Here is a 21,913-nt window from a genome sequence, read left to right as displayed (position 1 = left end):
TTGCGATATGGCAGAAATGGATACCTCGTCGGGTGGGGACATAAGAAGGGGCCAGGCGTCAAGAAAGGGAAGAAGCTCTCTACGAGAGTAGACCTTACTCCCATGGTGGACCTGGGTTTCCTCCTGATTACGTTCTTCATTTTCACGACTACCATGAGCGAACCTACTGCTATGAGGCTTTTCCTGCCGAAAGACACGGAAAAACCTGAAGATCAGAACAAGGTAAAAGCTTCCGGCGCTCTTTCCATCATGCTTGGAAAGGACAACCAGATCTTTTACTATGCAGGTGAGCTCCTTCCGGATGGTTCCAATTTTAAGAGCGCTACCTTCAAAGAGATCCGCCAGGTGATCATCGATAAAAAGAAGACCACCAATCCTGAGGATTTCGTAGTAGTGATCAAGCCAGGGCCCGAGTCTACTTACAAGAATACTGTAGATATGCTCGATGAAATGGCAATCAACGAAGTAAAGCGTTATGCACTGGTTGATATCTTTGATCAGGAGCTCGCTTTGATGGCGGCCTCTCAGAAATAATCAGGATTATTCCTGTGGAATCGTTCAGACATTGCATCTTATAACAAAGAACAAGTATGGAAAGTAACAAAATATTAAGCTCTGATATCCTTGATATCGTCTTCGACGGACGGAACAAGGAGTATGGAGCTTATCAACTGCGCAAAACCTATAATAAGCGTCTCAGCATCGCGCTTATTACCACGGCGTCAGTTTGTATCCTGTTGTTCGCGGGTTACATCCTCGCCAACTCCCTGAACAAGGGAGATGAAACGAAGGAAATGGTGGTGCAGGACGTGCAGTTGGAGGAGATCAAGCAAGAGGAAAAGCGGGAAGAACCGCCACCTCCGCCTCCCCCAAAACCACCAGATCCTCCCAAAGTGGAAATGGCTAAATTCACTCCTCCTAAAATCGTGAAAGACGAGGAAGTAAAGGAAGATGAGAAGCCACCAGAAGTTGAAAAACTGGAAGAAACCAAGATCGGTACTGTGAACCAGGAAGGTGTGAAAGATGAAGGTATCGTAGCCCCTCCGGTGGAAGATGCCGGTAAGGGTGTGGTAGAAGCGCCTAAGAAAGTGGAAGAAGACTGGGATAAGACCTTCACCAAAGTGGAGATCGAATCAGAATATCCCGGTGGCGCCCCTGCCTGGATGCGTTACCTGAACAAAACCCTTCGCTATCCTCAGGAAGCAATCGACAATGAGGTACAGGGTACTGTGGTAATCCAGTTCATCGTAGACAAAGAAGGTATGGTGTCCGAAGTGGAAGCCATCAGCGGTCCGGAAGAACTCAGGTCAGAAGCTATCCGCGTAATCAAAAAGAGCGGTAAGTGGGAACCTGCTGTACAGAACGGCCGTAAGGTGAAATCCTACAAGAAGCAACCTATCGTCTTCCGTCTCGAAACAGATGGTTAAGAAGTTCTAACAGTAAAGCATATTCGAAACCCTTTCGTGAATACGAAAGGGTTTTTTTATTACGTGAATGTGTACACGAAAATTGTTTGAAATTGTATGGAAATGCAGTGCTGGCGCGTCTTATATCAAAACGTATAGCCATGGAAATTTCAAACATTCTGACTGCAGATGTCTTAGACATCATCTTCGATGGCAAGAATAAATCATACGGTGCATATGAGCTACGCAAATCCTATAAGCGCCGTATGTTATTAAGCCTTGCCGGAATGCTAACTATCATCCTGTTCTTTATTGGTACTATGTTGCTGGCAAACAGCAAAAAAGAACGGCAGGCCACATTAATGAATGTGCAGGATATTGAGCTTGAAAAAGTGAATACGGAAAAAGAGGAAGTGAAGCCGCCTCCTCCACCCAAACCGCCGGAGCCACCCAAACAGATTGCCACGAGGATTTACACAGCTCCGGTGATCAGCAATGAAGTGAGACCGGAAGAAAGACCACCGGAAAATGCAGAGCTGGAAGAAGTCAAAATCGGCACACAAAACATTGATGGCAATCCTGACGATGGAACGCTTGCTCCCCCTTCAATGAAAGGTGAAGGTGTATCAACAGGTGTGATAGAAGAAGTAGTGAAGAAAGAATCAGATGAGCCCTTCATGAAAGTGGAGATCGAATCATCCTATCCAGGCGGCTCCGAAGCCTGGAGAAGGTTCCTTATCAAACAGCTCCAGCGCAATTATCCACAGGATGCCATTGATAATGGGATCCAGGGAACAGTGATCATCCAGTTCATAGTAGATGCTGAAGGCAATGTGAGCAATGTAGAAGCGCTCAGCGGGCCCGAAGAACTGCGTGATGCTGCCATCAGGGTGATCCAGAAAAGCGGCAAATGGATTCCAGCGGTTCAAAATAAGCGCCATGTGAAATCTTACAAAAAACAGCCTATCGGCTTTTTACTGGCAAATGAATAATCCGTCCCGGGTATCATAGTAGACTCCAAACCTTTAACCCTTCCTCCCCGCCATAAGGCCGGGAGGATTTTTTTTGTTCGTTCCGTCTTACTTTTGACGAAATTGATTCATATGCTGGGAAAGCTGTCAGGTTGGGACGATACGATTGTTGCATTGGCCACACCATCCGGAGTAGGGGCTATCGGGGTGATCCGCCTGAGCGGACCCACAGCCTTTTCAATCGTGAATGAGCTTTTCCCTTCCAAAAACCTTCTACAACAGTCCAGTCATACGTTGCACGTGGGCTTCATCAAAGACGGAGAGATCGCACTGGATGAAGTAGTGGTGGCATTATTCAAAGGACCGAAATCATATACAGGTGAGGATGTGGTAGAAATATCCTGTCATGGTTCGCCGTTTATCCAGGAGCAGGTGATCAATGCCTGTGTTAGTCGCGGTGCCCGACTGGCAAAGCCCGGTGAATTCACTCAACGTGCTTTCCTGCATGGAAAACTGGACCTGGTGCAGGCTGAAGCTGTTGCGGATCTCATCGCTTCCAATACAGAAGCATCCCGCAAAGCGGCCCTGCACAATATTCGTGGAGGCTTCTCTGTTGTATTGCAGGGCTTGCGTGAACGAATGCTCACTTTCTCGGCATTGATAGAACTGGAGCTCGATTTTTCCCAGGAAGATGTGGAGTTCGCAGACAGGACACAATTCTTTAACCTGATCAATGAAGCGGAGAGAACTGTACAACATTTGTTGCAGTCCTTCCAACTTGGCAACGTGATCAAGAACGGTGTGCAGGTAGCGATCATCGGGAAACCCAATGCCGGTAAATCCACTTTGCTGAATACATTGCTCAATGAGAACCGCGCTATCGTCAGCGATATCGCAGGAACCACGCGGGATACAATTGAAGAAACACTCAACATCAACGGTATCCTCTTCCGCTTGATAGATACTGCGGGGATAAGAGAACATACGAGTGATGTGATAGAAAGTATCGGCGTGGAAAAGAGCCTGGAGAAAATGCGCCAGGCCGATGTAGTGGTGTACCTGTTCGATGCCAATGAAATGAGTGCAGATGAGCTGGGGACTCTGGTTAAGGATTTCAAAGAGCAGTCAATCGAGTTTTTACTGGTGGGGAATAAAGCGGATAAATCTTCAGAAGAATCGTTGTTATCAACTTACGCATCCATCGATCCAAAGATTTTCATTTCTGCAAAATCTGGCTGGAATGTGGATGAGTTGAAAGATAAACTGGTAGAGATGGTTTTGCATGGTTCAGTGCAAACAGAAGGAACGGTGGTTACCAATGCAAGACATCAGCATGCGCTGCAGCAGGTTGCGAGTTCATTGTCTGATATTCACAGAGGATTGGATGATAAGATTCCGGGTGATCTGTTAGCGTTAGATATTAGGAGGTGCTTGCATTATCTCGGAGAGATCACGGGAGAGATCTCGAATGAGGATAGGTTAGATTATATATTTAGTAAGTTTTGTATCGGGAAATGATCGCATTGATCTCACAAACTAATATCATTGTATTGATCATAAGCAAAACTCTAAACAATTCAGAAGTCATTCATAACTGTTCAGAATAAATTACAGGTAAAATATTAAATTTTCCTTATACTGTTTCATCCCCCTCAAATTTTCAATTGACTTAATAGTTGTCTTAATGATTAATGTGGAAATCTTCTCCAACATTGGGATGATTACTTATGAACACTTTGTATTATTTCTGCAACAGCTTTGATGCGAAAAATAGTATTTGATGGAACTGAATTGAAATAAAAATTTACCTGTCTGCTCACCCATGAGCGGTACTTTTGGGTGGTACTGCCGTTAATTGCTTAGAACAATATTGTGGATTAAAACATTATAACAACAGATATTATTATTAACTTGTTGTTCCCTCTGATAAATAGCCACTTTTATTTACCACTAATTAATTTTTAAATCCACTTGCCTATATCAATGCAAGGCGGTGCATGCTATTTAAACAAATGCGTTTTTTAATCACATTAACATGCCAACAGACTGATTTAGTAATTCCTATAAACTATCAGTATCCTTTATCAGCAGTGCTGTACCATATTATAGCAAGAGGTGATAAAGATTATGCTTCTTTTTTACATCAAAAAGGCTATGGTAAGGGCTTCAAACTGTTTACTTTTTCACAAATAAGCTGCCCTTTTAAAATAGAAGGCGACCGCCTGAAACTGCTGAGCCAGGATCTTAATTTCCAGGTAGCATTTCATTTGCCACAGGCAATGGAGCCGTTTGTTAAAGGTTTATTTCAATGTGAACGGATTGATATTGCAGACAAAAAATCCAGGACAAGTTTTACCGTGAAGTCGATAGAAAGTTTGCCAGATCCCTTACAATCTGTTAAGGAGCTGGAAATAGCCAACATCCAGGTCAAACCTATTTCACCTATAGTTGCCGGCTTACAAAATGAAAAAGGAAATTATGATTTTTTGTCGCCAGATGATGCTCGATTCAAGGAGAGCCTGCTGTATAACTGGCGAAATAAGATTGCTACTTGTTTTGATACGCAAACGGCCTCACAAGCACTATTGATGATTGACATTATTCTCATGAAGCAGCCACCCAAGTCCAGGCTAATGGCGATCAAAGCAGATACAAGGGAAGAAACAAAAATTCGCGGTTGGATTAACTTTAATTTAAGAGTTATTGCAGAGAAACGGTTTGTGAAATTACTACTGAATACTGGAATGGGGATATACAATAGTATGGGGTGTGGGTGTATAGTGAAGTTGGATTAACAATATTATATCGGTTCTTACAAATAAAGTAGGATTCAATGACCATATTTAAGACATATACCGGAAACGCAATGCTTAATAATGCATTAATGACGATTGAAGCATTAGCCAGGTTGAAAAGCGTTTCAGCAATTACGCCCTCTTTGCTTAAAGAGCTTTATCATCAGGTTGATTTAAAGGAAACCAACAAGCGCCTGAAAAACTACACAATGCTATTTACCAATAATGGGCCGTTGCATAATAACAAAGGAAATGATGATAGGGTATATGGTTCTCTATTCAGTACAATCGTTTCAAACTTTGAAAGCGAGGGGGCGAACATATGTGAAATATCGGGCCTGGCATTTCAAACCACCTTTAATGAATTTTATGAACTGGCATTAAAGGAAGCAGGGTTTTCAAATAAAGAAATAGGCTCAAAGGATACTAATATTAGTAGAACCTGGTTTCCACTAATTGGAAGCTTAGGTTCAGATGCACAAGCATTGCCGCAAGCAAAATTTACAGTACAGATACATCCTATTTGTATCGCTGTTCTTCAATTCTTGCCATTGTCTGCCTTACTATATAAGCGTGGGATCTTATTGGTAGACTCTTCCAATTTTGAATTGTCAAGAGAAATGGTAGCCCAAAATACTCAGACTTTATCAGAAAAAATACAGAATATTTCTTTAAAGGAATCGGTGGAAAATGTAAGAGATTTTTCTAAAGGAGATTACTTGTTAAAAGCTCTGGATATTTTAGCTGAAAAGGAAGATTTCGAAGAAACCTATTCCGATCTCAACATGTGGAGCTTTTCAAATTCAGGCACCGGTGCAAATTGTGAGATTGACAGAATACCAAATTTTTTGATCAGAAAACTGCAAAGGCTATATACAAATGCTAAAATTGATATTGAATTAAAAGGGATACTGGCAAAAAATGAAACTGCATACAGCTTTATCAAATCATTGGAAAAGAACACTGATTGGTCTTTGCTTTACCCGAATGTTTTTGGGAGTGGGAAAAAGGCTATCAGATACGAGGGCGTATCTCCTGAATTCATGGAAGCATATTATGCAGAGGTAGGTAAAACTGAATTGCTGCCCACTGCAAAATACATTGCAGGACTAATTCAACAATACAAATCAAAAGCATTCGAAAAGCTATTAGTTAAGACGGATGGCTGGAATGATCCGGAATACAAAGTTGAATTATTTAGAGTTCTGGTAAAAGCAACAGAAGATAACAAGTGGGGGCTTGAGCAACATATTGCCATTTTGGACAATAAGGATGAGTTGCCCATCAAAAACACTTATTATCAATTCCAAAAACTCATTCATTATTTCACATGGAAGAAAGTTCAAAGCAATACCTTACCCCCGATTTATGTATTGAACACTAAAGTGCTTAAAGCATGTAAATGGATCATAAGCCTTATTCAAAAGGATGATAAAGTCAATGCCATAAAATCGAATCTTACGAATCCAAACGAAAACGCAAAAGTAGGGTTTAACCGGATTGTATTTGATGCTCTGGCAAATACTGAAATAGCCCTTGAAGAAGTTATAGAAATATTGTATGATGAAGAGTATAATTACAGAAAATATGGCTTGAACGAAGTATTGAGGATTTTCTTTTCTCAAACAGATCAACAAGAATTTGAATTTGAAAATCTGAAAAGTAATTTAAACCGTGATGCACTTTTGCAAAACTGGATAGCGAAAATAAAGTCATTTGCAAATGACTATCGAGCCTATTACTTTGGCAGGTATCAAGGTTCAGGAAATGGAGGCCTTCCTCATAATAAGTTTCAAAAAACGATCGACCCTTTCATAAAAGAGAACGATAATTTTTACACGCTACTGATTGAAGCCATTTTTAATACAAATCAATTCATCAAAGAGCGAGAGCACACCAAAGACGATAAATGGAAAATGGAGGATCTAATGACCAATCCGCTCGGTAACAATAATCGGAATATCTGTGTTTTGGCGGTAAAATTCCTACTGAAAGAAACTTCAATCAAACCGTTGGAGCTCTCAATAATTAACTAAAGCTAATAAGATTTCTTATGTCGAAATTAAACAACATTACCGGCGCATTATTGATAGATGCAACAGCGACTTTTCTTAATGGAGCAGGCTTAGGTGTACAGGAAGACAAAAATCGCGTAATACCCAAAACCTACAAGGAAAAAATAAATAACAGATTAGAAGATGTCCCATATGTTTCCGCACAAGCCTGGAGAAGGTGGTTGCGCGACACAACAAACGAAGAAAATAACTGGAATCCAAGTGAGTTAAGAGCAGTAGGAAAAGGTTCCGAGAAAGGAACAACAAATAAGATTTCAACAGAATTGAATCCGATCGAATTTCCGGAAGACGATTTATTCGGTTATATGAAAGCCGGAGATAAAACTGAAGAAAGTATACAAAGGACCTCACCTTTTAAATCCTCCATATTGAAAGGCATCAAAAACATGCGTACAATAAATATTGATGAGGCTTTTGTTCACTTGAAAGAAGGTACTCCTTTACCATATTCTACAAAATTCTATTCTGCGCATTTGGAAGGATTTTTTAATCTGGAATATTATCGTTTAGGTGTGTACGACAATTTAGGTAGTAAACAAGAATTGTCCTCGGAAATTACAAAAAAACATGGTGAGAAATTTAATCAAATAAGTCTGGGCGGCAAATTTTCTCGTTATGAATTAAAAAATGCAGAGGAAAGGAGAAATACTCATGCAGCTGGATTGTTGAGGGGATTGGCATTCCTGAGAGGAGGAGCAAAGCAAGCTGCGTTTGGAGCTGATGTTGCTCCCAAAGTATTAATACTTGCCGGGTTATTATCCGCTAATCCGATCTTCAATAATTTATTTATTGGAACAGGAGAAAAACCAGTCTTAAATATTGACTTGTTAATTGAATTATCTATCGATTACAAGGACAAGCTGGCTACTCCTATTTATGTTGGATTTAGAAAAGGTTATTTGCAGAACGAAGACGAAATTAATGAAAGGTTGAAAGATGGATTTGTGTTGGCGTCACCAGTTGAAATAGTTAATCAGTTCAATAAAAACCATTTGACTAATGGATAAGTTACTGGAAATACAGTTATCAGGATGGACGGCCACGCCACGCCTTCCGTTCATTCTTTCCGGTAATGCAATATGTATGCATACACCAAGTTACTCGTTGGTTTTAGGAATTATCGGCTGTTGTCTGGGGAGAGTTGTTCATGCTGGTGAAGTTAAACTTGGATTCAAGTATAAATACGATACTGCTGCTCAGGATATGGAAACAAGACATCGATTGGAGTTCGATGGTAAAAGAATAAAAAAGCACTCTAAGGGAACAGATGCCTATATGAGAGAGTTTCACACTTCACCAAAGCTGACTGTATGGATTGATAGGTTGGATTGGAAAGCATACTTTGACAATCCCATAGGCACACCATCATTAGGTCGCTCTCAGGATATTCTTAAGATCGACAAGGTAACAATAGTTCGGGTCTCAAAAATTGAAAAGGGTAATCTGGGTGGCTCTCTTTTGCCCTTTACTACTGGGGTGCAGGCCGGAGGACAGTTAGTACAGTTAGCGGAGGCTTATCTTGAAAATAATGAAGTGGGCTCTGGAAGAACGCCGCTTGCTTCGAAGGTCTTTATTTCTATACCGCATGATAATGGTGCAGAAATAATATTTAATAATCTTTACGAAACAAAAGAGGAAATTCCCGTATCGTTTTATTTGCATGAGTTTGTCAAATGAGTAACCATTACTTTGATCGGTTTTTCGCTAAAAGCGATGGTGTTACAACACTTGAGATGCATACCCGGCATGTGATTACAGCAGGTAAAAACCTTTTGCAATCTCTTCCTTTAAACACCGAAGAAAAGATTCAGTGGGAGGAGAAGCTGGTCAGAATGGCTGTTTTACATGATTTGGGAAAAATCCACAAAAGTTTTGTAGGTAGATTGAATGGGCAAAACAGTGGGGAAATACGCCACGAACTAGTATCTCTTTTGTTTTGCATTAATTATCTCCAGTTGGACGATAACGAGCTATTTGCAATCGCAACACACCATAAAGGTATTGTTGATACTCTTTCAGAAATGAAAGGAACTTTGTCGATTCCTCAGGTAAGTGGTTATATTGAGCAATGGTACGAGTTGGATAAGTCGATTTTCGAAAAGGAAAATGTACAAAACTGGCTAAATCTTTTTGGATTGGGTATGGCAACCATTCAGCAAGATCTGATGAAGGAATTGCCGAAAAACGTCAAAATGTTTTTGAATGCCCGGTATCAAAAGAAGGTCATACAAAATTGGGAACAAAGAAAGCTATTCTCCCTCTCCAGAGCTTTACTGATGGCAGCGGATCATTTGGGTTCTGCGCGAAAGGAAAATGATATTCCCAAATACAAGCAACTTACGATAAAAGATTTCCAGCCGAATAAAGCAGGAATCTTGTTACCTTTCCGTCCCTTCCAGGAACAATTACGGCGTGTCACCACAGACATCATTCTGCACGCCCCTACAGGATCCGGAAAAACAGAAGCCGCATTGAACTGGGTATTTGCCAATCAAACAGAAAATTCTCGGGTATTCTATCTGTTGCCTTATACTGCAAGTATCAATGCGATGGTATCACGGCTGCAAAAGCACTATAATGAAGAAGTGGTGACAGCATTGCATTCCAAAACACTGGATTTTTTCTACGAACAAATTTCACAAGAGTATAGCAATGATAAAAGGGATTATCAAAAGTTAGAACGGGAAGCGAAGAACAGGAAATCCTTATCAAAAGAGTTGTTCTATCCGGTTAAAGTAGCAACTCTTCACCAGATTTTGAAGACCTCACTGAAGGGGAAAGGCTGGGAATTCAGTTTGTTTGATTACAAAAATGCCTTGTTCATTATAGATGAATTTCATACTTATGATGCGTTGCTTACTGGAATGCTACTGGCAACTATAAAACTGTTCAGAAAGCTATTTAATGCTAAATTCTTTTTCTTATCTGCAACTATTCCTGAATTTATGTTGCAACTTATCATTAATGAAATTTATGGGGGTGATCAATCAAAGCTAATAAGACCAGATAGGACCAAGGAGCAAGACAGGTTAGTATTGGACAGGAAAAGACACCAACTGTATTGCATGAACGGTGCTACAATTGAAAATGAAATAAGTTTGATAAAATCGTATTTGGAAGATGCCAGGTCGGTCTTGATCATTGTAAATAATGTAAAGACAGCCCAAAGGCTATTTAAGGAAATCAAGTTCAGTGGAACGGTTCAACTTTTGCATAGCGGATTTAACAAGCGAGACCGAACGGAAATTGAGAAAGCTATAACTAACAAAGATGTTTCATTACGTCCCCAATTATTGATTGCTACGCAAGCTGTAGAAGTGAGTTTGGATATTAACTATGATATTGCTTTTATTGAGAATGCGCCGATTGATGCACTGATACAGCGTTTTGGTAGAATTAACCGGGGTGGTGAAAAAAGGATAACTCCGATTGACAGAGATTGGGACATTTGCAACGACACGGTTCCTGTATACGTTTTTGAAAACTCTATTGGCAAGACGCCTTTTTATGATAAAAAGGTTTTAGAAGATACATGGATTAATTTGTTGAAACTAAACAATTGTGAGTTAGGAGAAGATGATTTAATCAATGTTTGTAATGAAGTTTATAAGGAGGGTTACAACGAAGTTCAACAAAAGGACTTTGTAAATGGAATAAAAAATTCAATCATCAATGAATTTGAAGAAGATTGGATTGCTGGACACTGGAGGGATTGGGTGGGGGATGTTTTAACGAACAATAACCAAAAAATTGAGGTGCTGTGTTTTAATCTTATTGAAGAATTTCAATCAAAAATTGCAGAAAGAAGATTTTTAGAGGCCAATCAATTATTGGTTCAGGTTTATCGATATGAAGCCGAAATTTCAAAAAACAGGAAGCCGGGAGAGACATTAGTCGCCATAAATATAAAATATGACAGGAATATCGGTTACTATTCAATAGATAAGGATCTGGATGAACAATTCGATATATAGCTTATGCAAACTACCGGAACCCATATCGCCTACCTTCATACCTGCAAAAGAAAGTTATGGCTGTTTGCCAATGGGATAGGAATGGAGCATACATCTGAAACAGTAGCGGAAGGAAAATTGATTGCAGAGACTACATACCTCGATAGGGCGCGAAAGTATACAGAGCTGGCCATAGAGGGCATTAAGATTGATTTCTATGATGCAAAAAATAAAGTGGTGCATGAGGTGAAAAAATCTGACAGAGTAGAAGAGGCTCATACTGCCCAGGTCAAATATTATTTATACATCCTGGCAAAGAATGGCATCGATCATCTCAGGGCAATCGTTGAATACCCAAAACTGAAGCAAAGGGAGTGGGTTGACTGGAATGATGAATTACTACTTATTGCAAGTAAATGGGAGAAAGACGTTCAAATTATTGTCAATTCAGAGAGCTGTCCTCCTGTTATCAATGCCAGGATTTGTAAAAGCTGCTCTTATTATGAATTGTGTTATGTAGACGAATAGCTAACATGTAACAATACTTGAAATCCCGTTTCAAGGTATGAAGAAAACTTACTACCTATTTAATGCCGGCCGCATGAGCCGTAAAGACAATACCTTGAAGTTTACCCCGGTAGATGAAAATGGTATAGAAGGTCAGCCCAAATATATTCCTGTAGAAGGTGTATCAGACTTTTATTGTTTTGGCGCCCTGGATGCTAATAGTGCATTATATAATTTTCTGGGTAAGGAACAGATAGCCGTTCATTTTTTTGACTACTACGAGCATTACACTGGGAGTTTTATGCCTAAAGATTACCTTTTGGCGGGAAAGATGCAGATTGCACAGATGAAGCATTACAGCAATAAGACGAAGCGGCTGACCATTGCTCGAACATTTGTAGAGGGTGCTACTTTTAATATTATCAAAAACCTGCGATATTACCAGTCTCGTGGGAAAGATCTCGCCGGTCTCATCGAGATCATTGAAGGGTATTGCATTCAGATTCAATATGCAACTGAAATTGAAATGCTGATGGGTATAGAGGGCAATATCAGGCAGGTATATTATACTGCTTTTGACACTATCCTTAATGATTTTGCTATGAATGGTCGTAGTAAGCAACCGCCCAAAAATGAAGTAAATGCCTTAGTGTCTTTCGGGAATATGATGTGCTATAGTCTTTGCCTGGGCCAGATCCATCATACTCAGCTCAATCCCACGATCAGCTTTCTACATGAGCCTGGCTACCGTAGGTATTCGCTGGCACTGGATCTTGCTGAGATATTCAAGCCTATCCTGGTGGACCGGGTGATTTTTAAGGTATTGAATAAAAAGGAAATACAGGCGAAAGATTTTGATGTGCAAGTAAATAGTGTTGTATTGAAGGATACCGCCCGGAAAGTATTTGTGCGGACCTTTGAGGAACGACTGAGTGAAACCATCAAACATCGTTCTCTTAACAGAAATGTAAGTTACAAACACTTGGTAAAGCTGGAATGTTACAAGCTAACCAAGCATTTACTCGAAATGGAAACATATAAACCTTTTAAAGCCTGGTGGTAGTATGTACGTAATCCTGGTATATGACATAGGAGAAAAACGAGTAGGAAAAATGTTAAAGCTATGTAGGCAGTATTTGAACTGGATACAGAACAGCGTGTTTGAAGGAGATATAACTGAGGTTAAGCTTAAGGAATTGCAGCAAAGGGCAAAATCGATTATGAAAGTTGAAGAAGACAGCATTATCGTATTTAAAAGTAGGGATTTGAAATGGCTGGAGAAGGAAATCGTTGGAAAGGAAAAGAACGAACTAACCAATTTTTTGTAATTCATGTTGTCGGTGAAGGAAAAATCACTAGTCAAAAAGGTCGGGAAATAATGGAGTCTGATATAAATTGAATAAAAAAAGTATTTTTAAAGGTTGTCGATGTACTCGGAAAATCTTATTATTGGACATCGACAACTTTCTTACTAAGTAAGGCGAAATTTTTATTATCAAAAAGCTTTAAAAACAAGGCTTTATAGTCGTCGATTCGGCGGCTGTTAATCGTACAAAGGTTGAATTGAAATAAAATTCTTGCGGCTTTGTTGTCATGATGGTTGACGCTGTTAATCGTACAAAGGTTGAATTGAAATTGGTTTGCGGTCCACGTTAGAAAACCAGATGCTGGCTGTTAATCGTACAAAGGTTGAATTGAAATCAGTTCAATCAGGCAGCCAACTACATCTATGAGGACTGTTAATCGTACAAAGGTTGAATTGAAATTATTGCAAGCAGCCTCAATGGCTTTATGCCTAATTTCCTGTTAATCGTACAAAGGTTGAATTGAAATAAGTCTGTAGGCAAATCAATCTTCATAATGTATTGCTGTTAATCGTACAAAGGTTGAATTGAAATATGCTGATCTACAAGCCGCAGAACTTTGATCCGGCGCTGTTAATCGTACAAAGGTTGAATTGAAATTCCATTGAATTACTAACCCCAATCCGGCCATCAATAACTGTTAATCGTACAAAGGTTGAATTGAAATGTAATTAACTGTGCTAGCCCCGTGTGTGCTGATAATCTGTTAATCGTACAAAGGTTGAATTGAAATTATAGATGATGGCAGCGGCAAGCGTGTATGGGCGAACTGTTAATCGTACAAAGGTTGAATTGAAATTTTTTGAATTTTCATTACTTAGGTCGTTTAAGTGCTGTTAATCGTACAAAGGTTGAATTGAAATTGAAAGAACTACTTTATTTCTATGCAGCAATAAGCTGTTAATCGTACAAAGGTTGAATTGAAATTCTGTGAAACAATCTCTGATCCCACTTCCCCAACTGCTGTTAATCGTACAAAGGTTGAATTGAAATAGAATAGGGTTTTCCTTGCAGGAGGGAAAAGCGGGTCTGTTAATCGTACAAAGGTTGAATTGAAATTAAAAAAAGAATAATTATCTTCTTCTGGTTTCTTTCCTGTTAATCGTACAAAGGTTGAATTGAAATAAAGAGATTGGCCTGGTGATCCAGCTCGGCGGCGCGACTGTTAATCGTACAAAGGTTGAATTGAAATTATTGACCTGTCTTGCCTTTTCTGGCGATTGATTCCCTGTTAATCGTACAAAGGTTGAATTGAAATTGAGTAACGACACGACTCATTTTCTTTTCTTTAAACTGTTAATCGTACAAAGGTTGAATTGAAATCAGGTCTTGTGCTGAATGCCTGTCCTTGAATGGTGCTGTTAATCGTACAAAGGTTGAATTGAAATGTATTAATAAAAACTGAGCCAAATCCGCTTTGGTCAGCTGTTAATCGTACAAAGGTTGAATTGAAATTGGCAAAGCTCAATTACCAGGGCGCCTGCAGAGCAATCTGTTAATCGTACAAAGGTTGAATTGAAATTTGGTTTGAATGGTGGCACTTTCCAATGGACTTCCTCTGTTAATCGTACAAAGGTTGAATTGAAATGAGATCATCAAAGACTTGCAGGCTGTTAGCACTTCCTCCTGTTAATCGTACAAAGGTTGAATTGAAATGAGATATCGCTTACCAAATTCTCTACGAACAATGTGCTGTTAATCGTACAAAGGTTGAATTGAAATCGTTTGATTATCTTTCCTGCTTGGCGGCTCATCAATCTGTAAATCGTACAAAGGTTGAATTGAAATGGGCTTTAATACGGAATTGCCGTCCGGCTTTGTAAACTGTTAATCGTACAAAGGTTGAATTGAAATTTTGAAAGCGTGATCAAGACTTTGGACACCGTCAGCTGTTAATCGTACAAAGGTTGAATTGAAATAAAGTTTCAGAAGTGGAGATGCGTAGGGTGATAAACTGTTAATCGTACAAAGGTTGAATTGAAATGATAGTAACCAGATGAACACTGCTGAGTATGTTCTCTGTTAATCGTACAAAGGTTGAATTGAAATGTGCGGAGCGTAAGTTTTCCGTCTTTATTCCAGAGCCTGTTAATCGTACAAAGGTTGAATTGAAATGGTGGTAAATGGATGCTACTTATTAATTAACGGAACTGTTAATCGTACAAAGGTTGAATTGAAATGGGCTTTAATACGGAATTGCCGTCCGGCTTTGTAAACTGTTAATCGTACAAAGGTTGAATTGAAATTTTGAAAGCGTGATCAAGACTTTGGACACCGTCAGCTGTTAATCGTACAAAGGTTGAATTGAAATAAAGTTTCAGAAGTGGAGATGCGTAGGGTGATAAACTGTTAATCGTACAAAGGTTGAATTGAAATGATAGTAACCAGATGAACACTGCTGAGTATGTTCTCTGTTAATCGTACAAAGGTTGAATTGAAATCCAGCAGCAGGATACTATACATTCGCATCGATATTGCTGTTAATCGTACAAAGGTTGAATTGAAATATGGAAGCCGTATATACATCGATGGCACCCGACACTCTGTTAATCGTACAAAGGTTGAATTGAAATTGGACTGGCAACGAGATCCCGGACAACCTGTATGATCTGTTAATCGTACAAAGGTTGAATTGAAATGTGTCCACTGCACAGCAGGCCGCTCTCGATGATACAGCTGTTAATAGTACAAAGGTTGAATTGAAATGAAGGAACGTTTGCCAGGATCCGGACAGCATCTTTGCTGTTAATCGTACAAAGGTTGAATTGAAATGAGTAAGTTGTGCCATTCTTTCCGTTGTGTTTCTTCCTGTTAATCGTACAAAGGTTGAATTGAAATTTCAGTATTTTTGAATCCTTTCGGCTGACCGTCCTGCTGTTAATCGTACAAAGATTGAATTGAAATGGGATAGTCGCGGAAGCAGTGAGCGCAGAAGTACCCTGTCAATCGTACAAAAGTTGAATTGAAATACTTGAGCAAATAATTGTGCCGGTATAGCCACCAAACTTTTAATCTTATAAAGGTTGAATTGAAATATCATCAAGGAAGCGATTATTAACAATGCCGACTGTCTGTTAATCGTACATAGATTGAAGTGAAATAACGGGATCGGTTTTATGCGAAGGAAATCTCCAAACTATTAATCGTACAAAGGTTGAATTGAAATATTTTGGCCGAAGCGATCTGTCCTTCAAGCTGCTCCACTGTTAATCGTACAAAGGTTGAATTGAAATACATGAAAGGCAAACTATCAAACGCTAAGACTGGTCTTCATTGTACAAAAATTTAAATCCTCTTTACAGCGTCTGGGGCGCCGTTATCTAATCTCTGTTAATCGCACAAAGGTTGAATTTAAATATATTTGCTGTTCATAAACAATTATTGAACTGTTAATCGTACAAGGGTTGAATTGAAACAATGTTGATGTATATTTCGACAATCTTCAGATTATGCTGTTAATCTTACAGGGGGGGGTAATTGAATTAGTATCAGGCACAAAATGGGTGGCGATAGCTTCGCGCTTAATAATCGTGCAAAGGTTGAATTGAAATAATATCAGGCACTAATTGCCCGGAGATAGCTTCGAGCCTACTAATCATACAAGAATTGCAACCCTCTTTACAGCGCTCGAGGCGCCTTTATCTAATCTTTGTTAATCGTATAAAAATTAAGTTGAAATAATGAGACTCCTGATTGTTCTCATAAATGCGCCAGTCGAATTAAAGAAGGTTTTAGAAACTAACTTAAAGTAGCACTTGATGCCACCAGAGTAGTTTTAATTGGTTCATTTTAGGGTGGCTTGCCAATCCAGAATCCCTAATAGACTCTTAAACTTCATGCATGGAGTGATCTTATATGTATCGCAGCCTCATCACCAAACAAAAACTGCCCTCATAATACTTCAAAGAAATTCGGTCAGTTTGAATTCGAACTTAAAGGAGAGAAAATAATTAGTATCATTGAGGCAAAATAGGCCGAAGAATAAGATAACAATCATGCAAAACATCGCCACCACCATAGATCAATTCAGAGCAGCAGTTCTGGACTCCAATACAACCACCCTCCACCAACTATTATCCGATACACTTAGCTACGGTCATTCCGATGGCCACGTAGAAGGAAAAAATGATTTCATCCAAAAGATCAGCGACGGAACCTACAAGTTCCTCACTATGGACCTCACAGCCCAAACCATCACAGAAACTGAAAGCTTCGCCATTGTCCGTCATGAACTCGATGCTCAAACCTTCGATGAACAAAAAGCAGGCGAAGCCCATCTCTATGTCCTCCTGGTCTGGACAAAATATGAAGATGGCTGGAAACTAATCGCCAGACAAGCTGTTAAAAAATTAAGATAGAACCTTTATTTTGCCAGCACATTTACGGTTGCCCTTTGTCCATTTGCCAACACAATAGAAACAATAAAGAGCTGACCGGAAGACGGCAATGCAATAGTCATAACAGGCTGCACATTGTTGTACTCCTGCACCACTGTTCCGTTTGTATGGGATATTACTAATCTTGCTCCCTGCAATTCACCTGCCGGATAATTGATCTCAACCGTCACCGGATTACCTGCTTTCGCTGGATTCGGATATACGCGCATGTTACGGACCGGAGCAGTACCCGCACTGATAGTAATTGGACAGGTACGCAACGTATTTCCTGCCCTGTCAGTGGCAATGGCATAATATGTTCCGTGCAGCGACTGCTTCTCACTATAGTAAGGCTGCGTCTGACCACTCACTTCTGTGTTGTTCTTAAACCATTTCCATGAAACAAACTCTCCGCCGGAATTATCAAACAATAGAACATCGTTCCAGTGCTGCCTGATCATAGATGATCTCAGATTATTGAACACAATGGAAACAGGTGTTGCAGGCAGATAATTATTGTCTCCTGCCTGACCGGCTGTAACACTTGTACTGCCCGGACCCGCTGCTGTAAGCGTACTACCTGTTACAGTTGCGATACTGTTATCCGCCACTGAATAACTCACAGAAAGGTTACTGCTGGAGTTAGCTGTAAGTGTTATTTGATTAATTCCATTACAACCTGCTTCCAGTTCCTGCACCCATGTGATCACTTGTGAAGCCTTCGTAATGGTAAAATTTGCTCCGGTATAATCGATTGTATAATTATTGCCGGCATTGATCGTGTTTTGAACGATGGCATAAGTACTTACATCTTCCCCTACATCTCTTTTCAACCCACCGGTGATGATGCTTTCCAGATCCCCGTTCACCAATCCGGATACACTATATGTTAGCGGAGGATCATTCGTTCCATAAACCTTGCTTGCTGTGTTAGCAGTTATGCCAAGTAACTTTCTACCTACCTGTACAGTAAATGAAATATCCTGAGCCGGTGCATAAGAAGCATCACCAGCCTGAGATGCCGTGATCACAGCCGTGCCAGCTCCTTTAATGGAAACTGAACCTGTTGTATTCACAGACAACACATTTGTATTGCTGCTCTGGTAAGCAACAGCCAAAGAAGAGGTGGTATTGGCAACGCCTGAGATCGCTGCATCACCATATACCACATTTACTGTACTGCCATTTGTCTGATCCACAAAGCTGATAGTTTGCGAAAGCTTTGTGATAGTCAGCGTTGCTGCCTGGCTGGTATCGCTTTGACCACATCTGGAAATGATGCAACGATATTCGTATCCGTTCATGCTGAAAGCAACAGCCGGAATATTCAATGTAGCAGTAGCTGTATTTTCATAGCTGCCTCCTTCAGTGAGATCTGTAAAACCTGATCCGGCATCTGACTGCCAGCGATAGGTAAGTTGATCGTCGTTAAATACATCAATTGTAAAGCTGGCAGCTGCATTGACCTGGCGTTGGATGGATTGCGGTCCCAGGCTGATTTGCGGCGCTGCAATAGTAGTAATGGTTACAGGCGTTTTGGGCGATGTGTGGCAATTATCATATGAACGTACATACTGTGCATAATAGGTACGGCTTCCGGTAAAACCGGTAGCATTGATGCTCGCACCTGTTCCAATGATCGTGCTGCCGCCGCCGGCCTGCTCCTGCGTCCACTCGATAAAATGACCCGGCGCATCTGTTGCTGAAAGCGTCACAGGTGTAAGCGCACATACTTCCAGCGCTGTGTTGCTGATGACAGGTGGTTCATGATAGATGCGCGCATAATATAAATTCAATTTTACGAGAGCTGATACAATCCCGGCACGAAGCTTTACCTGCACGCGGTCGAATGCTGCGCCAGCAGTAAAAAGAACAGATAGCCTGGTGCTGCCGGCAACCGGAGTGATCTGTAGTTGAGATGAATTGCCTAGGTAGGCGTCATTGTTAGACGTAGCCCCATTAAAAGAACTGATCTCAAGTGCACTCAATAAAGTGGCATCCACAACCTGTGCAGGGAATTCAAGCATGATCTTTACATTCGTACCAGGAGCATAAACTGAGGGGAAGATCATTTGCTGTTGTACACTGCCACTGCCTGCTGCCAGTGGAATAGATAATACAGAATAATTCAGTGTATCCGAATCCGTTGTATTCGCCGCATCCTGAATGGAGCATAACACGCATACTGCCGTAGTGGAATTCGACTGAGCATTTGCAAAGCCACAGCTGGTAAAATCATCCCATTCTCCACCAGTCCGTGCAACAGTTGTTTCATTCGTAGAGTTGTAGATCGCTGAAGAGTTTGTATTCCGGTTCTCGAAATTCAGCCATGTATGAGCAAACATGACCAGGATGGTAGTCAGGTAGAAAATTCGCATAAGGTGTATTTGCTTTTATAAGATCAGGATTAAACTTCCAGTTCCATCAGAAGTAATAAGGAATAAAAATAATGTATTATGCAAAGGGAGCCTAAAAAACTGTAGGCCGATAATGATCAGAGCAGCTCTTCAATCGTTTTTTCAAGCGCTTCTATGGGAATATTTTCTTTTACAACAACACCGTTCTTATCGATGAGAAGATTGTAAGGAATCAGCAAAGCTTTGTATTGAATGGCGGTCAAACCATTGGTGCCCTTCAGGTCTGTCAGGTTGATCCAGTTCAGTTGAGAATTCCTGATTGCCTGTTTCCAGCTATTAACACTTTCATCCAGTGAAATTCCTACAAACTCCACAGTATTGTTTTTTACTTTCTGATATGCAGCTTTAAGCTGTGGTACCTGCGCCATACAGGGAGCGCACCAGCTTGCCCAAAAATCAACGAACACTATTTTGCCTTTAAGTTGTTCCAGCTGAACAACTTTTCCTGAGCTGTCTTTCAGATTGATGAATGCAGGCGCTTTCTGCCCAATCAATGACCGGCCGGACTTTATCACTTTCGTTATTTCATCCAGTTCTTTCCAAAACCTTAACTGCCGGAGCTGAGCAGGCATTGAGTGAAGGAAGGATTGAAATGTCTGACCAGGAATATCGAACTTGAAAAACCTGCATTGTGTGATATAGGAACTCATCGCATGCAGCGAGATCACATTGTTCAGATTGTTTTGTATGCATGGCATGATTACAGAGTCAAGATTGGGACGGCCGGCATTTATTTTGAACATATTATCATGCAACCTTTCGATGGAATCTTTTTCCTGCTGACTCTCTGTGGCCATGTATGCCTGATGCAGTTGATTACCGGTTCTTTCATTGAATTGATTCACCCTAACCATTATATCATCCTGCAATTGCTGGTATTTTTTCTGCAGGATATTTTGTTGCAACAGAAAAATAGTATCTCTCTTCACAATTACCGGATTTACTGCGTCTGTAATAAAAAGATTTGCAGATGCGCTGGGTCTGGGAATCCTGTCAGCTTCAATATCTTTTCTCATTTCGCTTGTGCAATCCGGATAGTACAGCACCCTCACGTTCATAGGATAATCAACGATCGAATCAATCCACAATTCCATTTTTTTACCTGAGACCTCCTTAAGGATAGACTTATCCTTACCTCCAACCACTACAATCAATGATGGAAGAGTAGATAGACTGAAATCCTTCAATTCAAACTGAAGCGCATATTTGTGGGATTGTGCAACTAATGAGCAAACCGGAACAAAGCAACAGATCAGGAATATAATTCTTTTCATATTCAGGCAATTAGGGGAATCATGCAAAAGAAGCCACAGTAATTTACGGAAACCCTCACAAATCTAATTTTTCCTTAACTTGAGCGCGTGGTAACATCCATGAGAACATCTCTGTATAGTAGCTATTCTGACGAACACCTGGTAGTTTTGTTACGCAATAATGATGAAGAGGCTTTTGAAGAAATCTATCATCGTTACTGGGACAAACTGCTCGCCATCGGCTATAACCATGCCCGCAACAAAGAGCTGGCTGAGGAGATCGTGCATGATGTATTGCTCAGTCTCTGGAACCGCCGCCACCAAATGGAGATCGATCGGCTTGCCGCCTGGCTTGCCACTGCTGTAAAATTCTCCGTGTTCAAATCACTTACACGCGAAAACCGGCGGAAAGACCTGCTGCAACAGCATTCACCGGAAACTCCCTCTGCAGCATTCGACGAAGAGATCATCCAGGCAAAATTCCTGAAAGAGTATGTAGACGGTCTCGTTGCAGGACTCCCTGAACAATGCCGCCTGGTTTTTGTGTACAGCCGCGATCATCAACTCTCCACCAAAGAGATCGCAACAACCCTTAACCTGTCACCCAAAACCGTTGAGTCTCATCTGACAAGAGCTCTCAAAACACTCCGGAACCTGTTGGGGAATTACCGCTTTTTTACGTTGGTTACCGTCATCATTCAGATTTTTCTAAAATAATTATAGCAGCCACTCAGGGTAAAGCCTTTTTCGTGGGTACATCATTGCAGTGCCGTGCCTGCGGCCAACCAAAAACTAA

At 40.5% G+C, this 21,913-nt stretch carries 16 protein-coding genes and 1 CRISPR repeat array; of the genes, 14 read left to right on the top strand and 2 right to left on the bottom strand.

Going from position 1 to position 21,913, the window contains the following annotated elements:
- From FSB84_RS03035 to FSB84_RS02975, 13 genes are all read left to right on the top strand, one after another.
- Positions 1-534, top strand: coding sequence for an ExbD/TolR family protein (locus FSB84_RS03035; protein ID WP_225979965.1), 534 nt, complete (start codon positions 1-3; stop codon positions 532-534).
- A gap of 56 nt (positions 535-590) precedes the next feature.
- The gene (locus FSB84_RS03030) at positions 591-1,427 is read left to right on the top strand and encodes an energy transducer TonB (RefSeq protein ID WP_130542961.1); all 837 of its coding nucleotides are present in this window, start codon (positions 591-593) and stop codon (positions 1,425-1,427) included.
- A 140-nt stretch (positions 1,428-1,567) separates the two neighbouring features.
- Positions 1,568-2,398, top strand: a complete 831-nt coding sequence (locus tag FSB84_RS03025) for an energy transducer TonB (RefSeq protein WP_130542962.1) — start codon at positions 1,568-1,570, stop codon at positions 2,396-2,398.
- Between the two features lie 111 nt (positions 2,399-2,509).
- Positions 2,510-3,895, top strand: a complete 1,386-nt coding sequence (mnmE, locus tag FSB84_RS03020; RefSeq protein WP_130542963.1) for a tRNA uridine-5-carboxymethylaminomethyl(34) synthesis GTPase MnmE — start codon at positions 2,510-2,512, stop codon at positions 3,893-3,895.
- Between the two features lie 479 nt (positions 3,896-4,374).
- Positions 4,375-5,172, top strand: a complete 798-nt coding sequence (gene cas6, locus FSB84_RS03015; RefSeq protein ID WP_207234299.1) for a CRISPR-associated endoribonuclease Cas6 — start codon at positions 4,375-4,377, stop codon at positions 5,170-5,172.
- Between the two features lie 38 nt (positions 5,173-5,210).
- Positions 5,211-7,208, top strand: a complete 1,998-nt coding sequence (locus FSB84_RS03010) for a hypothetical protein (protein WP_130542964.1) — start codon at positions 5,211-5,213, stop codon at positions 7,206-7,208.
- Positions 7,209-7,225: 17 nt separating this feature from the next.
- Positions 7,226-8,254: a type I-B CRISPR-associated protein Cas7/Cst2/DevR gene (gene cas7i / locus FSB84_RS03005; RefSeq protein ID WP_130542965.1), complete on the top strand. Its 1,029-nt coding sequence runs from the start codon at positions 7,226-7,228 to the stop codon at positions 8,252-8,254.
- Positions 8,247-8,924: a hypothetical protein gene (locus tag FSB84_RS03000; protein WP_130542966.1), complete on the top strand. Its 678-nt coding sequence runs from the start codon at positions 8,247-8,249 to the stop codon at positions 8,922-8,924. Before cas7i ends, FSB84_RS03000 begins: the two co-directional genes overlap by 8 nt.
- Positions 8,921-11,221 carry a CRISPR-associated helicase Cas3' gene (gene cas3 / locus FSB84_RS02995; RefSeq protein ID WP_130542967.1) on the top strand — a complete coding sequence of 767 codons (2,301 nt, stop codon included), beginning with the start codon at positions 8,921-8,923 and terminating at the stop codon, positions 11,219-11,221. The genes FSB84_RS03000 and cas3 overlap by 4 nt, the downstream gene beginning before the upstream one ends.
- 3 nt (positions 11,222-11,224) lie before the next feature.
- Positions 11,225-11,728 carry a CRISPR-associated protein Cas4 gene (locus FSB84_RS02990; RefSeq protein ID WP_130542968.1) on the top strand — a complete coding sequence of 168 codons (504 nt, stop codon included), beginning with the start codon at positions 11,225-11,227 and terminating at the stop codon, positions 11,726-11,728.
- A gap of 37 nt (positions 11,729-11,765) precedes the next feature.
- A complete protein-coding gene (gene cas1b / locus FSB84_RS02985; RefSeq protein ID WP_130542969.1) occupies positions 11,766-12,770 on the top strand; it encodes a type I-B CRISPR-associated endonuclease Cas1b in 1,005 nt (334 codons plus the stop codon).
- Position 12,771: 1 nt separating this feature from the next.
- Positions 12,772-13,035, top strand: a complete 264-nt coding sequence (gene cas2 / locus FSB84_RS02980; RefSeq protein ID WP_130542970.1) for a CRISPR-associated endonuclease Cas2 — start codon at positions 12,772-12,774, stop codon at positions 13,033-13,035.
- Between the two features lie 212 nt (positions 13,036-13,247).
- Positions 13,248-16,304: a CRISPR direct-repeat array (repeat unit 30 nt; unit sequence CTGTTAATCGTACAAAGGTTGAATTGAAAT).
- A gap of 762 nt (positions 16,305-17,066) precedes the next feature.
- Positions 17,067-17,429: a nuclear transport factor 2 family protein gene (locus FSB84_RS02975; RefSeq protein ID WP_130542971.1), complete on the top strand. Its 363-nt coding sequence runs from the start codon at positions 17,067-17,069 to the stop codon at positions 17,427-17,429.
- Between the two features lie 5 nt (positions 17,430-17,434).
- Here the strand turns inward: FSB84_RS02975 and FSB84_RS02970 are convergent, their stop codons facing one another.
- Together FSB84_RS02970 and FSB84_RS02965 are read right to left on the bottom strand one after the other, a co-directional pair.
- A complete protein-coding gene (locus tag FSB84_RS02970; protein ID WP_130542972.1) occupies positions 17,435-19,825 on the bottom strand; it encodes an MBG domain-containing protein in 2,391 nt (796 codons plus the stop codon).
- A gap of 116 nt (positions 19,826-19,941) precedes the next feature.
- Entirely contained in the window at positions 19,942-21,138 is a 1,197-nt protein-coding gene (locus FSB84_RS02965) for a TlpA family protein disulfide reductase (RefSeq protein ID WP_130542973.1), read from the bottom strand.
- A gap of 99 nt (positions 21,139-21,237) precedes the next feature.
- Between FSB84_RS02965 and FSB84_RS02960 the strand changes: the two genes are divergently transcribed.
- Positions 21,238-21,834, top strand: coding sequence for an RNA polymerase sigma-70 factor (locus tag FSB84_RS02960; RefSeq protein ID WP_130542974.1), 597 nt, complete (start codon positions 21,238-21,240; stop codon positions 21,832-21,834).
- The last annotated feature ends 79 nt before the right edge of the window (positions 21,835-21,913 follow it).

Origin of the sequence: Pseudobacter ginsenosidimutans (genome assembly GCF_007970185.1) — a bacterium.
In the GTDB taxonomy this organism is placed as follows: Bacteria; Bacteroidota; Bacteroidia; order Chitinophagales; family Chitinophagaceae; genus Pseudobacter; species Pseudobacter ginsenosidimutans.
The sequence above is the reverse complement of the archived record's forward strand: the minus strand, read 5'-3'. Positions and strand labels throughout refer to the sequence as shown.

Excerpts from the sequence above, each read along its gene's own strand:
- FSB84_RS03030 (WP_130542961.1), top strand. The coding sequence starts at position 591 with ATGGAAAGTAACAAAATATTAAGCTCTGATATCCTTGATATCGTCTTC.
- FSB84_RS03025 (WP_130542962.1), top strand. The coding sequence starts at position 1,568 with ATGGAAATTTCAAACATTCTGACTGCAGATGTCTTAGACATCATCTTC.
- mnmE (WP_130542963.1), top strand. The coding sequence starts at position 2,510 with ATGCTGGGAAAGCTGTCAGGTTGGGACGATACGATTGTTGCATTGGCC.
- cas6 (WP_207234299.1), top strand. The coding sequence starts at position 4,375 with ATGCTATTTAAACAAATGCGTTTTTTAATCACATTAACATGCCAACAG.
- FSB84_RS03010 (WP_130542964.1), top strand. The coding sequence starts at position 5,211 with ATGACCATATTTAAGACATATACCGGAAACGCAATGCTTAATAATGCA.
- cas7i (WP_130542965.1), top strand. The coding sequence starts at position 7,226 with ATGTCGAAATTAAACAACATTACCGGCGCATTATTGATAGATGCAACA.
- FSB84_RS03000 (WP_130542966.1), top strand. The coding sequence starts at position 8,247 with ATGGATAAGTTACTGGAAATACAGTTATCAGGATGGACGGCCACGCCA.
- cas3 (WP_130542967.1), top strand. The coding sequence starts at position 8,921 with ATGAGTAACCATTACTTTGATCGGTTTTTCGCTAAAAGCGATGGTGTT.
- FSB84_RS02990 (WP_130542968.1), top strand. The coding sequence starts at position 11,225 with ATGCAAACTACCGGAACCCATATCGCCTACCTTCATACCTGCAAAAGA.
- cas1b (WP_130542969.1), top strand. The coding sequence starts at position 11,766 with ATGAAGAAAACTTACTACCTATTTAATGCCGGCCGCATGAGCCGTAAA.
- cas2 (WP_130542970.1), top strand. The coding sequence starts at position 12,772 with ATGTACGTAATCCTGGTATATGACATAGGAGAAAAACGAGTAGGAAAA.
- FSB84_RS02975 (WP_130542971.1), top strand. The coding sequence starts at position 17,067 with ATGCAAAACATCGCCACCACCATAGATCAATTCAGAGCAGCAGTTCTG.
- FSB84_RS02970 (WP_130542972.1), bottom strand. The coding sequence starts at position 19,825 with ATGCGAATTTTCTACCTGACTACCATCCTGGTCATGTTTGCTCATACA.
- FSB84_RS02965 (WP_130542973.1), bottom strand. The coding sequence starts at position 21,138 with ATGAAAAGAATTATATTCCTGATCTGTTGCTTTGTTCCGGTTTGCTCA.
- FSB84_RS02960 (WP_130542974.1), top strand. The coding sequence starts at position 21,238 with ATGAGAACATCTCTGTATAGTAGCTATTCTGACGAACACCTGGTAGTT.